The sequence below is a fragment of the Streptomyces sp. NPDC093149 genome (assembly GCF_044754145.1).
GTDB lineage: Bacteria > Actinomycetota > Actinomycetes > Streptomycetales > Streptomycetaceae > Streptomyces.
The window spans coordinates 203,953-217,781 of sequence record NZ_JBIVON010000013.1 but is presented as its reverse complement, the minus strand read 5'-3'; the positions used below and the strand labels follow the sequence as shown (position 1 = coordinate 217,781).

Annotated in this window: 9 protein-coding genes; 2 read left to right on the top strand and 7 right to left on the bottom strand. The window is 68.1% G+C overall.

Going from position 1 to position 13,829, the window contains the following annotated elements; translation table 11 throughout:
* Positions 1-96: 96 nt before the first annotated feature.
* The 7 genes from ACIQCZ_RS32405 to ACIQCZ_RS32375 all read right to left on the bottom strand — a co-directional run bounded on the left by ACIQCZ_RS32405 (position 97) and on the right by ACIQCZ_RS32375 (position 9,915).
* Positions 97-963 (bottom strand): NAD-dependent epimerase/dehydratase family protein, encoded by an 867-nt coding sequence (locus tag ACIQCZ_RS32405; protein ID WP_402287631.1) that lies wholly within the window; start codon positions 961-963, stop codon positions 97-99.
* Between the two features lie 26 nt (positions 964-989).
* Positions 990-3,212 carry an FAD-dependent oxidoreductase gene (locus ACIQCZ_RS32400; RefSeq protein WP_402287629.1) on the bottom strand — a complete coding sequence of 741 codons (2,223 nt, stop codon included), beginning with the start codon at positions 3,210-3,212 and terminating at the stop codon, positions 990-992.
* 12 nt (positions 3,213-3,224) lie between these two features.
* Positions 3,225-5,516 carry a hypothetical protein gene (locus ACIQCZ_RS32395; RefSeq protein WP_402287626.1) on the bottom strand — a complete coding sequence of 764 codons (2,292 nt, stop codon included), beginning with the start codon at positions 5,514-5,516 and terminating at the stop codon, positions 3,225-3,227.
* A 104-nt stretch (positions 5,517-5,620) separates the two neighbouring features.
* Entirely contained in the window at positions 5,621-6,499 is an 879-nt protein-coding gene (locus ACIQCZ_RS32390; RefSeq protein WP_402287624.1) for a carbohydrate ABC transporter permease, read from the bottom strand.
* Positions 6,496-7,446 carry a carbohydrate ABC transporter permease gene (locus tag ACIQCZ_RS32385; RefSeq protein ID WP_402287621.1) on the bottom strand — a complete coding sequence of 317 codons (951 nt, stop codon included), beginning with the start codon at positions 7,444-7,446 and terminating at the stop codon, positions 6,496-6,498. The genes ACIQCZ_RS32390 and ACIQCZ_RS32385 overlap by 4 nt, the downstream gene beginning before the upstream one ends.
* A gap of 7 nt (positions 7,447-7,453) precedes the next feature.
* Positions 7,454-8,794 carry an ABC transporter substrate-binding protein gene (locus ACIQCZ_RS32380; RefSeq protein ID WP_402287619.1) on the bottom strand — a complete coding sequence of 447 codons (1,341 nt, stop codon included), beginning with the start codon at positions 8,792-8,794 and terminating at the stop codon, positions 7,454-7,456.
* A 119-nt stretch (positions 8,795-8,913) separates the two neighbouring features.
* Complete coding sequence (locus ACIQCZ_RS32375; protein WP_402287617.1) at positions 8,914-9,915, bottom strand: LacI family DNA-binding transcriptional regulator; 1,002 nt, start codon at positions 9,913-9,915, stop codon at positions 8,914-8,916.
* A gap of 234 nt (positions 9,916-10,149) precedes the next feature.
* Between ACIQCZ_RS32375 and ACIQCZ_RS32370 the strand changes: the two genes are divergently transcribed.
* Positions 10,150-11,292 (top strand): mandelate racemase/muconate lactonizing enzyme family protein, encoded by a 1,143-nt coding sequence (locus ACIQCZ_RS32370; RefSeq protein ID WP_402287614.1) that lies wholly within the window; start codon positions 10,150-10,152, stop codon positions 11,290-11,292.
* Between the two features lie 244 nt (positions 11,293-11,536).
* The gene (locus tag ACIQCZ_RS32365; protein WP_402287612.1) at positions 11,537-13,687 is read left to right on the top strand and encodes a DUF6351 family protein; all 2,151 of its coding nucleotides are present in this window, start codon (positions 11,537-11,539) and stop codon (positions 13,685-13,687) included.
* Positions 13,688-13,829 lie beyond the last annotated feature (142 nt).

Genomic DNA, 13,829 nt, shown 5'->3' with positions numbered 1-13,829 from the left:
CCGGCGACGAATTGGTGGAGTCGTCGCGGATGTCACTCGGACTCGGAAAACGTCCCGTTCTCTCCCACATGCGGTGGTTCGGCGGCCGTCGTGATCTCAACTCGGCGGAACCGTCCCGTGACCGAGGAGATTCTGTGCCGTGAACCCCAGCAGCCTCCGCGCGGCCGAGGTGTCGACCGGCGCCGCACGACCCGGCAGCGGGCGCCGCAGCACAGTGGTGGGGTGATAGCGGCGCAGCAGCTCCTCCGTCGGGTACGGCACGATGATCTCAGGGGCGCAGAGATGTACCGCGTGCGCCGCACGGCCGGGTACGTCCAAGGCCAGCAGCGCGGCCCTCGCCGCGTCATGGACCTCGAGGTACGTCCACAGGTCCCTTGCCCCCGCGGCCGGGTCGGCCGTGAGCCGGGCGGCGTGGGCGTGCAGCCGTTCCTCGAATCCGCCCACGTACGGATAGCGCAGGCACACCACGCTCATCCCGTGCCGTCGCGCCATCATCTGCGCAGTCAGCTCGTCGACCTGTTTGGACAGGCCGTAAGGGTCGGCGACCTGGGAGGCCATCGCCTCATCGACCGGTGCGTACGGCGGATGCGGATCCTCGACGTCCGTCCAGGGCAGGCCCGTGACACCCCAGGAGCTTGCCACCGCCGCATGCCGGATCCCGGCCCGGCCGGCCTCCTCCAGGACGGTGAAGGTGGAGAGGCTGTTGCCCGCGAAGACCTCAAATGCGGTGTTGCGTGCGGGAGTCGGGATCGCCGCCAGGTGGATGACCGCGTCAGCGCCTTCCAAAGCCGCCCGCACGGTCTTCGCGTCGGCAGCGTCACCGGTCACGACCAGGCGCGCCGCGAGATCACCGGGATCATCGAGGACCAAGGCGTTCGCCTCGATCCCGCGCTCGGCGAGCAGCGCAAGGACCGCTCGCCCGATCCGCCCGGCGGCCCCGGTGACCATCGCTCTTCCGACCATCCAGTCACTCTCCTGCGTCGGTGCTGCTACTCGTAGGCGCGCACGGCGACGACGTGCGCCGACGCCGCCCCGTTGGTGGCTTCGACGACGATCCGGATCGCCGATGTGGTGACCGGCTCCGCCGGCGTGTGCGTCTCGCGTCGCCGGCGATTCTGCGCCGCACGGGCGATGATGCGCCAGGTGCCGTCAGTATCCAGTGCCTCGACGCGGTAGTCGCGAAGGAGGGTGGGGAGGGTGTCGAAGGGCGTGCGGTGGTGGTGCAAGTTGATCAGATCCTCGTTGACGTCGTCGTCGGCGATGACCTCGATCCGGCCCAGAGCGACCGGTTCGGGCCAGGCCAACTCGAGCCAGGGAGAAGGTACGTCCGCCAGGGGTGCGGAGACCCACATGTGCGGTCCCGCGTACGGGCGGGCATAGCCGTCGGTGGCCTTGGCGGGGGAGTAGGCCGCGGTCTCTCCCGTACGGAGGCAGAAGGTGCGGCGCAGCAGACCCACGTCCGTCCACTCGCGCAGCGGCTGCGGCGATTCGTCCGACGGGCGCAGCGGGGCGCGCGTGAAGCACAGGACGCCGGGGGTCGGGCGGTCGGAGCGGTGCAGAGCGAGGGCGTCATTGGCGCGGACTACCAGGAAGGCGTTGCGCGGGGTTTCGGGAGACCAGTCCAGGCCCGTCTTGAGCCACTGCCGGGCACCGGCGGCGACGGGCAGGGTGGTGGAGGTGACGAGGCGGCGAGGGACGTAGTTCTGGCCGAGTTCGGGGTCGTACAGATCGATCACGATCTCGGTGTCGCGATCGGCGTCGACGAGCAGTTCGACCCCGGAGAGGTCCGGGTCCGCGGGGAGGACGAGTCCGGCGTCCGCCGCGAGCGGCCACAGCGCGTCGGAGTCCTCGACTGCCAGGCCGGTCAAGGTGGATGAGGCGGTGGCCCTCGCCCGCAGGGCCAGGTCCTCCGGGTCCGTCGAGGCGAGGCCGATGAGCGAGGCATCGTGGCGCAGCAGCGCCCGGTGCAGCTCGGGTACGGGGAGTTCGCGCGGGGTGACATCTGCGGTGGCGCAGAGTGCCGCCGCCGTGCCGGCCGCCTGGCCCATCGTGGCGCAGGTCGCCATGACGCGGGTCGAGCCGAAGGCGACATGGCTGGCGGAGATGTTGCGCCCGGCGAAGAGCAGGTTCTCGGTGTTCACCGAGTAGAGGCTGCGGTACGGAATGTGGTAAATGCCGTCCGCGTAGAGCTGTCTGGCCCCTGCCTCGGTGGCGAACATGCCCTGCGGCGGATGCAGGTCGATCGACCAACCGCCGAAAGCGACCCGGTCGGCGAACTCGGTCTGGCCGAGGATGTCGCCCTGGTGCAGGACGTAGTCGCCGAGGAAGCGCCGGTACTCCCGTTTTCCGGGGACCGAGCCCACCCACTCCAGGGTCATGTTCGCCGCGTCGAACTCGCCGGAGTTCTTGATGTGGTCCCAGATGCCGTGGATCACCGACCACAGTTCGTCGCGGATGCGCTCGTTGTCGTGGACGGTGTCGAGCTCGCCACCGAACTCGATCCACCAGTACGCGCAGCCGTTGTCGCCCGCCTTGATGATGCGGCGCTGCGGGATGGAGGTCCGGGTGATGTCCTTGGCGAAGTTCGGCGGCACGAACTTGACCGGGTGACCGGCATCCTTCGTGTAGAAGAGGAGAGTTGAGCCCAGAGTGATGTCGTCGGCCGTCTCCGGAGCCCATGCCTCGTCGTACTCGGCGCGCGATTCCCGGCCGATGCGATGACGGGCGCCCGCCAGGTGGCCGATCAGGCCGTCTCCCGTGCAGTCGAGGAAGAGCGAGCTCTCGAAACGAATCCGCCGCTCCGAGCCCATCATCCAGCCGGTGACCGCGGTGATCCGCCGGGTCTCGTCCGGACCTTCGGCGTCGACCTCGCGCACGTCGGTGTTGAGGTAGAGCGTGATGCCGGGCTCGGCGCGCACGGCGTCCAGGACCACGGCATCCCAGTAGTAGGGGTTCCCGTCCGGGTTGCGGAACTGGTTCTCCACGAGCAACTCGCCCATGATGCCGCCCTCACGGGCATGGTGATTCTTGCCATGGCCGGTCGCGCCGCACACCCAGACCCGGACCTCGCTGCTCGCGTTGCCGCCGAGCACCGGCCTGTTGTTGATCAGCGCGACGCTCCGGCCGAGCCGGGCCGCGGCGATCGCCGCGCAGACCCCGGCCAGGCCGCCGCCGACGACGGTGATGTCGTGCCGTGCCGTTTCATTCCTCATGTCGTAGGTCACTCACTTCCAGTCGGGATTGGCGGCGAGACCGTAGTAGACGCGCGGGGCGCCGTCGAGGGTGAGGGTGATCTTGCCGCCGGAGGCTTTCAGGGAGCGCTCCTGGCCGATGCAGTTCAGCTCACGGACCGTGCCGTCGACCGTCCCCGAGTGGGCCACGACCGTGGTCCTGGTCGTCCAGGTGTCGATCCATGGCTCTGGCGATGCGTACCAGGGATCCTCGCCGTGCTCGGGGTTGAGGATGTATCCGTCCTTGCGGCTCCAGATGATCGACACCGGCCCGTCCGGAGTGGTGAAGACAAGCCCCTTGATGTCCTGGTCCGCGAAGGCGAGATGCCGGACGAACTCGGCCTCGTCCAGGACCCGGGCGGCGGTCGCGAAGGCGAGGAGCGAGGGCTTGGCGCTGGTGTCGCGGTTCATCAGGCCGTAGTGGTACTCGGGGTCGGCCGGGTCGGCCTCCTGGGGGTGGTGGATCGTCGAGTCGTGCAGCTGGTACCAGTTGACGGCGCGTACCTTCTCCGACTTGGCGAGAGCGAGCGTGAGCAGCGTGTTCTCGGCGGCGTGCCGGTAGGTGTCGCTCCACCACGCGTTGGGCCGGGTCGGTGCGTACGCCTCGGTGAGCCACAGCTCCTTGTCGCCGCCGTACTCCTCCAGGACCTGGTTCGCCTTGCGCAGTGCGCCGAGGAAGTTCCAGTACGAGCCGGACGACCCTTGTGTCCACTCCTCGGGAGGCGGTGCGAAGTCGGGCGTGAAGTTGCCGCGACCGGGGTGGAAGGCGAAGGCGTCGATGAGGTCCCAGCCGCCCGCGTCATGGAAGTTCTTGGTCCATACGTAGTCCATGCCGCCGAGGCCGGCGTTCATGACCTTCATCCGCGAGCCCGCCGCGTCGAGGCGCGTGGTGACCTGGCGCAGACCGTCCCGGACGTAGGCGTCGGCGCCGCGGCCCGACATCCAGGGCTGGTTGACCTCGTTGCTCACCTCGAAGTACGCGGCCTCGGCGTCCAGGGCCTTGGCGACATTCGTGTCGGCCCAGGCCGCGATCTGCTCCGGACTGCCGCCCACGGGGATGCCGCTCAGCTCCACGTTGTGCCCGATACCGTTCGCGTCCAGAGTCGCGGTGTCGATGCCCGGGGCACCCGCGTAGGCGATGCGGATCCACTTGATGCCGAGCGTCCTGACCAGCCCGAGTACTGCGTCCTTGCCGGGCTTGAGCAGCCAGGGGTAGTTGGCGAGGCCGAACATCGACTCCTTGCCCGCCTTGTACGTGAACTCCGGGAGCACGCTCAGATTCGTGCGGGCCAGCGCCTTGTCATTGCCGCTGACCGCTTCCACCTCGGTGAACACGATGTTCTGCGAGGGCGAGGTCAGGGGAAAGGAGGCGTTCCAGGCGGCGCCCGCCGCGAGGCTCTTGGAGAGCGTTCCGCAGGCGATCTTCTTGCCGCCGAAGTCCCGCGCCCACCAGGTGAGCGTCACCGTCCTGGCCGCGGCGGAGCCGTTGACGACCTGCGCCTTGAGCGTCATCGTCTGCCCGGCCGCCTGGTAGAGGTTGAACGGCTGGTCGGTCCACACCTCCACGCCGAGGGGCCTCTTGGCAGCGAGCGCACCCGCCCCGCGCGGCCGCAGATCGCCGAGGACCAGATCGGCTTCGGTGACCGCGGTGCTCGCGCCGGTCGAGGTGCCGGGGGAATGGACCCATGTGGCGTTCGTGCTCGCCGGGTTGGTGGAGGAAAGGCAGAAGAAGCCCTTCGATCCCGCCCACGTCTCCACGTACGCGCCGCCCGCGTTCACCTCGTACGGAATGCCGCCTCGGGCGTCCCGCTCCCAGATGGTCAGCGCTTCGTACGACTCCGCCGCGCTCGCTTCGTACACTGTGCGGGAGAACATGAAGCCGGCCGGTGTGAGTGTGCTGGAGCCGCTGACCTCCCACTTCATGTGTGCCTTGTGAGGGGTGACGTCGAAGGTGCCGCGCACCGTGACTCCGGGCACGCCGCTCGCCATCGTGTACGTGACCTGAATCGCGGGCCGCCCGTCGGGGAGCGTGATCCGGGCGGGCGTGCCGCCGAAGGTGCGCTGCTGGCCGAACGCGCTGTCCTTGATCATGAAGTGGTTGAGCAGGATGCGATCGGCGCCCGTACCGTCCTGCACGAGGACGCTGCCGTCGCCACGGCCGACCAGGGTGATGCCGTCGGCCCCGATGGTTACCGGGTCCGCGGCGTACGCGGGATCGGTCGGCAGCAGTGCGGCGCCGGTGGCGGCAGCCGTGCCCTGGATGAATCTGCGGCGGGCGACTGACATGGAGGTGCCCTTCTCTTGGTCGGGGTGTTCCGGATGCTCCGAAGGCTCCGAAGCGGGAGGTGTGGTAGGGGAGTTGAGGGCCCGGCCGTCGGCTCCGGTGGAACTCAGCCCTTGACTCCGGTGAAGCCGAGCCCGGCGACGATGTACTTCTGGCAGACGACGAAGACGAGCACCGGCGGGGCGACGGCGAGCACCATCGCGGCGATCAGCTGGTCCTGCGGAGCCTGTGTGGCGAGCTGGGCGAGAGCGACGCTGATCGGCTGCTTCTCGGGGTCGGTGATGGCCACCAGCGGCCAGATGAAGTCCTTCCAGGAGTGCATCACCGCGAGCAGACTGATCACGGCGAGCACCGGCTTGCTCATCGGCAGCACGATCTTGGTCAGCAGTTGCCGGGTACTCGCCCCGTCGACCCGCGCCGCGTCGAACAGCTCCTTCGGCAGGGCGTCGAAGAACTGCTTGGCGAGCAGCACCGTGAAGGCGTTCGTGCCGGCCGGCAGCCAGATCGCCCAGTAGGTGTCGCCCAGGTTGAGGTGGAGGAACGGCACATCGATCACGGTCATGAAGAGGCTGACCATGTTCACCGTGTACGGCACGAACATCGTCGCAAGGATCGCCCCGTAGACGGCCTTGCCGAACCTCGGCCTGAGCACCGACAGGGCGAAGCCCGCCGTGGCCGAGACGAAGAGCTGCACGAACCACGATCCGCCGACCACCAGGAAGGTGTTCATCAGATAGCGGCCGACACTCAGATCGGTGTACGCCGCCGAGAAGTTGCCCAGGGCCGGCCGGTCCGGCCAGAGGGCCAGGGGCTGAGTGGTGAGCTCGGTGGGTGTCGAGACCGCGCCCTTGACCATCCAGTACAGCGGTCCGATGCCGATGAGCAGCAGCAGGATCAGGGCGAGCACCTGGATGGAGCGCACTGCGGCGCGTACGCCGGGGCGTCGGTGGTCATTGGTGGAGACGAAGGTGGTGAGCGTGGTCATGACGTGCTCCAGCTGCGGGTGGCCCGCAGATACACCGCGGAGAGCAGGGCGAGGGCGAGCACCATCAGGAAGGAGAGTGCGGCGGCCTGGCCGTACTCACCGTCCTGGAAGGCGTACCGGAAGATCAGCAGCAGGACCGTGAGGGTGGAGTTCTCGGGTCCGCCGCCGGTGAAGACGTACGGCTCGGTGAAGACCTGCACCGTGTTGATCAGCTGCACCAGTAGCAACAGTCCGATCACAGAACGGAGTTGTGGCAGCATCACATGCCAGATCCGCCGCCGGATCCCGGCGCCGTCCACCTCGGCGGCCTCATAGAGTTCGCCGGGGACGCCGACCATCGCCGCGAGGTAGATCAGGACGGCGCCTCCCATGCCCGCCCAGGTGGCCTCCAGGACCAGCGAGAGCATGGCGCTGTCGGAGGACTCCAGCCACGAGTACGGGCCGAGCCCGACCTTGCCGAGGACGTTGTTGAAGAGCCCGCTCCCGGGATCGTAGAACCACTTCCAGAGCAGGATCGCCACCACTGGCGGGATGACCACCGGCAGATACACCAGGAAGCGGTAGACGCCCGCGCCGCGCCGCACCGTCGACATGATCGCGGCCAGGATCAGCGGCGCCGGGAAGCCGATCAGCAGGCCGAGGACCACGAAGAACAGGGTGTTCCCGACGGCGGTGCCGAGCAGCGGATCGTCGAACAGGGCACGGAAATTGTCCAGGCCGACCCAGACCGCGGGCTCGACGAGGTTGGTCTTCTGGAAGCTGAGCAGCAGGCTGCGCACGATCGGCCACCAGGCAAAGAGCCCGAAGACCAGCAGCGCGGGGACGAGGAACAGCCAGGCCGTGAACTGTTTGCGGGAGCCGGTGCCACGCCGCCGCTGCGGCAGGGTTCGCGGCACGGGCTCCTCGGCCACAGCGGCCGGGCGCCGGGACGGAGTGAGCAGGGCCATGGGCCGACTACTTCTGGTCCGCGGCGAGCTTGGCATTGACGTCCTTCTCGGCCGAGGCCAGCAGGGAGTCGATGTCGGCGTCGCGCTTGGTGAGCACGGCCTGGACCACCGGGTCGAGCACGGTGTACAGCTTCTGCGCCTGGTACGGCGGCTCCGGCTTCGGTTTCAACGAGGAGAGACCGTCGATGTACGGCTTGAAGTTCTGCAGCTTCACATTGACGTACGGCTTGATCGCTGCGTCGATCTCGGTCTGCCGTTCCTTGTCGAAGACCGGAAGCGTCGGCACGCCCACCGCGGACTTCGGGTCGGCGGAGAGCGCCTTGGCCTGCTCGGCGGCGATGTCGGTGCTGTACTGCGGCTTGGCGTAGGCGAAGGTCAGCCACTCGACGGCCGCTGCCGCGTGCTTCTTGTCGGCGGACTTCGGGACCATGTAGATGTCGCCGCCGGTAAGTGTCGCATCGCCGCCGGACTGCGGCATCGGGGCCACTCCGAAGGCGTCGGTGTTCTCCATGCCGAACTGCATCTTCGCCAGCCGGTACGTCCCCGGGCTGCCCATGAACATGCCGACCTGCCCGGCCGCGAACTGCTTGATCACGTCGTTCTGATTGTTGAGCAGGGTTCTGCCGAGCGAATCGTCCTTCCAGCGCATGTCCTTGAGCAGCCGCAACGCCTTCCTCGTCGGCTCCCCGGTGAGCGTGGCGGCGTACTTGCCACCCTGCTCCTTCTCCAGCTCGCCACCGAAGGCGTACGACAGCATCGTCAGCTGCCAGCCACCCTGGTTGTCCTTGGACTCGTGGACGAAGCCCGCCTTGCCGGTACTGTCGCTGATCCTCTTGGCGGCTGTCCGGACCTCCGCCCAGGTGCTCGGCGGTCTGTCCGGGTCGAGGCCGGCCTTCTCGAAGAGCTCGCGGTTGTAGACCAGGCCCTGGGCGTATGGATTCTGCGGTACGCCGTACACGTCGCCGGCGCTGTCGGTGAGCGGCTGGAGGACCTGAGGGTTGAACTCCCTGAAGTGCTTCCACTCCTTGAGCTGCCCGGTGATCGGCTGCACCTGCTTCTGCTGGATGAGCCGCTGCGGCTCGGTCAGCGGCACCTTGATGACGTCCTCGACATTGCCGCCGGACAGCTTCGCGGAGAAGGTCAGCGGGTCGAAGACCGTGGTCGAACCCTTGACCTCGATGCCCGGGTTGGCCTTTTCGAAGTCGGCCACCTGCTTCTTGAACAGGGCGACCCCCGGCTTGTCGGTGGCCGGCGGCATGCCCTGCACGCGCAGCACGAGATCGCCGTCCCCGCCGGCGCTGCTCGGGGTGAGGGAGGAACAGCCCGCGAGGGTCGCGGTCAGCGCCATGCAGCCAAGTATGGCCGCACAGCGGGAGTTTCTGGGCATAACGGCTCCAAGAAGGGCAGGAGTGGGCTCGGTGCGGTGGAGTGCGGTGCTTTGCTCGTTGTGGTGGTGTGCGCCGTGGTTCAGTGGGCGGGTGCGGGGCCGGTCGAGGCGCGGGGGATCAAGCGGGAGCCGATCTCCACGACGGGGGAAGTGACGTCAAGTCCGCGTCCAGCACGGTCTGTTGCGCTCGCGATCGTCTCGATCAGGAGGTCCCCCGCGCGCGTGGCGATCTCTTCGGGGTCGATCCTGATCGTGGTGAGGCTGGGGGTGGAGACGGAGGCGAGCAGCGTGTCGTCGATGCCGATGACGCTGACGTCGCGCGGCACGCTCACGCCGAGGTTGGCCATCTGGTGCAGCACGCCGAGGGCGACCAGGTCGTTGTGGGCGATCACGGCCGTCGCGTCGTGGGCGGCGACGAGGGTGGCGGCGTGCACACCCGTCTCGAACCGCGGCTCGTACGGGCCGAGCTCGGACAGGGAGAGGTCGAGCGCTTTGAAGGACTCCTGGATGGACTTGCCGCGGCTCAGCTCGGCGCGGGACGCGTTGATGAAGACGCAGCGCCGATGGCCGTACGCCTTCAACTGCTCGGCGGCCTGTGCGATGCCGGCGGACAGTGAGATCCGGACCTCGGGGATACCCGGCACATGACGGTTCACCACCACCAGCGGCATCTGGCCCGCGAGTTCATGGAGCCGGTCCTCGGTGAGGGTGGAGGCCCACAGGATCAGGCCGTCGACCCGCTTCGACACGGCCGCGATGACGGCCAGCTCGTCCGCCTCGCGCTCGTCGCTGTCGGCGACCAGGACCGTGTAGCCCAGGTGCCGGGCGCGGGCCTGCATCGCCTTGATGATCGGCGGGAAGAACGGGTTGGCGATGTCCGGGACGATCAGGCCGAGTGTTCCGGTGCCGCCGCCGCGCAGTGAACGGGCCGCCGGGTTGGGGGAGTAGCCGAGCTCGGCCGCGGCGTCGAGGATGCGCTGCCGCGTCGTCGGCTGCACCTGGTCGGGTGCGGTGAACGCACGGGACACCGTCGACACCGAGACGCCCGCGGCGCTCGCCACCTCCCGGATCGTGACTGCCACGGACGGCCTCCTCGTCTTTTGAGCCGGGGGAACCCGGTCGTCTCGCATCTGGATCCTGCGAATGCGGTTGATGTTTGCGAACGTTCCCAGAGCGTGTCAAGACGTCTGGCGAGACTATTTCATTGAGGAAAACCGTCTGGATGCACGGGACTTGTGCTTCGACTCGACTGCTGCCGATGATGTGTTCTCAAGAACGGTGCTGAAATTGCGGGAACGTTTTCATAGAGGAGTGGCATGAAGATCACCGGCCTGGAAGTGCTGACTCTCCCCGATCACGGCGACAGCATGATGCTGGTCGTGGTCGACACCGACGAGGGCATCCACGGCTTGGGCGAGGTCGGCATCAGGTCGCGCCAACGGGCGGTCGCGGGCGGCCTCGAGCACCTCGCGGAGCTGATCGTCGGCGAGGACCCGCGACGGATCGAGCACCTGTGGCAGGTGATGTTCCGGCGCGGGTTCTTTCCCGCCGACCGCATACTCGGCGCCGCCATCGCGGCGGTGGACGTGGCGCTCTGGGACATCCGCGGCAAGGCGCTCGGCGTTCCGGTGCATGAACTCCTCGGGGGCCGGGTGCGTGATCACGTACCCGCCTATGTGCATGTCGGCGACGGCTACCACGACCGCGCATGGTTCCTGGACCGCTGCCGCGACCTGGTCTCCGAGGGCTGGCGTCATCTGCGGTTCGCCTCGCCGCACGACGCCGACGGCACGCTCGACGCGCGCCGCTGCCTGCGCGACTCGGTCGACCTCTTCCACCAGGTACGGGACGCGGTCGGTGACGAGGTGGAGCTGATCCTTGACGTCCATACACGCCTGGACCCGCCGGAGGCGCTGACCCTGTGCCGGGAGATCGAGGCGGCCCGCCCGTACTTCGTCGAGGACCCGCTGCGCTGTGAGAACCCGGACAGCTACCGCATGCTGCGGACCCGTACCGGCGTACCACTGGCCGCAGGTGAGCAGTACGGCTCCAAATGGGAGTTCAGAACGCTCATCGAGGACGACCTCATCGATTACGCGCGCGTGGACGTCGGGGTGGCCGCGGGCCTGACCGAGGCGAAGAAGATCGCGGCCATGGCGGAGGCCCACCACATCAAGCTCGCCACCCACAACCCGCTCGGCCCGGTCACCGCCGCTTCCTCCCTCCAACTCAACCTGGCCTGCGCCAATGTGGCGATCCAGGAGCACCAGACCGACCCCGATCCGGCCATCGCCGGCCTCTTCACCGCGCGGCCGACGATCCTGCCGGGGCGGGTGGAGCCGAGCGAACTGCCCGGCATCGGCGTCGACATCGACCGGGAGGCGGCGCGCCGGTACCAGGCCGCGGCGGCCGAGCGTCCGCACCTGCGCACGGCGGACGGGGCGTTCACCAACTGGTAGCCGGGCAGGGCCGGTCGGCAATGCGGGCCCGCCCGCCCCTGCGTAATCGAAGCCGTGCACAACCCTTGTGTCCCCTCCGGTACCGAACAGGAGGCCGGACGAGGAGCGCGTCCCTTCCGGTTACTGGCTGGGAAGCAGCACACCATGACGACGGGGCATTCGTACCACTGCCCCGGCGGGCCCACGGCCCGCGTCTGCACACTGAGCACGAATCCCGACTGCAGAAAGTGAGGCGAGTTCCGTCGTGTCGTTCACAGGAGCCGCGAGACCGGTCGAACTGGGCCTTGTCGGAATGGCGTTCATGGGCGTGCTGGTTGGCGCGTCGGCGACGCCGGCCGGCAGCCAGGAACGCGAGAAGCTGCGGGTGACGGTCGTGTCGTCGCGGCCCGGCACGGTGTCGGGAGACGACGCCCTGATACGTGTCGAGGTGCCCGCCTCCGTAGCGGCCGACAACGTCCGGGTCGAGGTGGAGGGCCGGGACGTGACCTCGAGCTTCCGGTCCTCCGGCGAAAATGCGCTGATGGGCGTGGTGAAGGAGCTGTCCAAGGGTGACAACAGGCTCACGGCCAGGGCTCGGGGCGCGGTCTCCGGACAGCTGACCCTGAAGAACCACCCGATCACGGGGCCGGTGTTCGCCGGGCCGCACGAGCAGCCGTTCGTCTGTGACACCGCCGAGTTCAAGACGGTCACCGGCGGCACCCTCGGGCAGCCGATCGACAAGGACTGCTCGGTCAAGACCCGCGTCGACTACATGTATCGCACCACGGCCGGCAAGTTCGTTCCGTTGCCCGACGAGAACGTCCGTCCCGCCGACCTGGCGACCGCCACGACGAGTGCGGGCAAGAAGGTGCCGTACATCGTCCGCGTCGAGACCGGCACCATCAACCGCGGCATCTACGAGACGGCCGTGCTGCACGACCCGGACGCCGGTACCCCCGACCCGCTGCAGCGTGGACCGGGCTGGAACGGGCGCCTCGTGTACGGCTTCGGCGGGGGCTGCAACGGCGGCTGGTACGTCCAGGGCCGCAACACCGTCGGCATCATGAACGACACGTATCTGAGCAAGGGCTATGGCGTCGCATCGTCCACGCTGAACGTCTTCGGCAACAACTGCAACGACCTGTTGGCCGCCGAGACCGTGAGCATGGTCAAGGAACGCTTCGTGGAGACGTACGGCGAACCCGCCTTCACCATAGGAAACGGCTGCTCCGGCGGCTCGTACCAGACCCACCAGATCGCCGACAACTACCCGGGTCTGCTGGACGGCATCCTCTCCGGCTGCAGCTTCCCCGACGTCGGCTTCGGGACGATTCACACGCTCAGCGACGCCCAGCTCCTGAACCACTACTTCAAGGAAGTCGCGCCGGACGCTTTCACCAAGGAGCAGCAGAGGGCGGTCTCCGGGTTCGGGAAGTGGGAGAGCATCGGCAGCCTGGCCAGGGCCGGCGGCCGGATCGACCCCACGGTGTTCTGCCCGTCCCAGCTGCCCGAGGGACAGCGCTACGATCCCGACACCAACCCGGACGGTGCCCGCTGTGACGTGTACAGCCACGCCGTGAACGTCTACGGCGAGGTGCCGGAGACCGGGAATGCGCGCAGGCCGCTCGACAACACCGGTATCCAGTACGGACTTGAGGCCCTGAACGAGGGGACCGTCGACATGGACCAGTTCATCGACCTGAACCGGCGCATCGGCGGGCTCGACGAGGACGCCAAGCCCGCCGCGGAGCGCACCGTCGCCGATCTCAAGGCGGTACGGACGGCCTACCGCACGGGCCGCATGCTGAACGGCGGTGCCGGCCTCGCCGACGTTCCGATCATCGACTACCGCGACTACACGGACGACGCGGCGGCCGGCGACATGCACATGCGGTTCCACTCCTTCTCCACCCGGGCACGCTTGGACAAGGCCAACGGCACCCACGCCAACCAGGTCATGCTCACCCGCTCCAATGGGCACGGATTCACTCTCGCCGGGATGCTGTCCGACATGGACCAGTGGCTCACCGGCATCAAGGGAGACGCCGGCAACGACGCCCCTATCGAGAAGATCGTCCGTCACCGGCCGCAGGGTCTCACGGACGCCTGCTGGACCCGTGGCATCGGTGCGAAGAAGATCGCGGAGCCCCAGGTCGAGGGCATCGACAACACCGAGTGCAACACCCTCTACCCGGTGTGGACATCGCCGCGGATGGTCGCCGGAGCCGATGTGGCCAACGACATCATCAAGTGCCGCAAGCGTCCCGTGACCCGCTCCGACTACCGAGTGCCGGTGACCGACGACCAGTTCAAGGATCTGAAGGCGATCTTCCCGGACGGTGTCTGCGACTGGTCCAAGCCCGGAGCGGGCCAGCAGGACCTCGCCGGTACATGGCTCTCCTTCGACCGGAAGTGACAGGATCGCGGCAGGTGAGCCAACACGGGGCAGGCGCGACCTCCCGCTTTGGTGTCAGTGGTGGTGCGCTCCCGCGTTCGTCGAGGGCAGTGCCTCTTTCCGGTCCGCTGAATCATCGTCACCCCTCCTTGTCGTCAGTGGG

Coding starts and splice junctions, on each gene's coding strand:
- ACIQCZ_RS32405 (WP_402287631.1), bottom strand. CDS start 963: ATGGTCGGAAGAGCGATGGTCACCGGGGCCGCCGGGCGGATCGGGCGA.
- ACIQCZ_RS32380 (WP_402287619.1), bottom strand. CDS start 8,794: ATGGCGCTGACCGCGACCCTCGCGGGCTGTTCCTCCCTCACCCCGAGC.
- ACIQCZ_RS32395 (WP_402287626.1), bottom strand. CDS start 5,516: ATGTCAGTCGCCCGCCGCAGATTCATCCAGGGCACGGCTGCCGCCACC.
- ACIQCZ_RS32385 (WP_402287621.1), bottom strand. CDS start 7,446: ATGGCCCTGCTCACTCCGTCCCGGCGCCCGGCCGCTGTGGCCGAGGAG.
- ACIQCZ_RS32400 (WP_402287629.1), bottom strand. CDS start 3,212: ATGAGGAATGAAACGGCACGGCACGACATCACCGTCGTCGGCGGCGGC.
- ACIQCZ_RS32390 (WP_402287624.1), bottom strand. CDS start 6,499: ATGACCACGCTCACCACCTTCGTCTCCACCAATGACCACCGACGCCCC.
- ACIQCZ_RS32370 (WP_402287614.1), top strand. CDS start 10,150: ATGAAGATCACCGGCCTGGAAGTGCTGACTCTCCCCGATCACGGCGAC.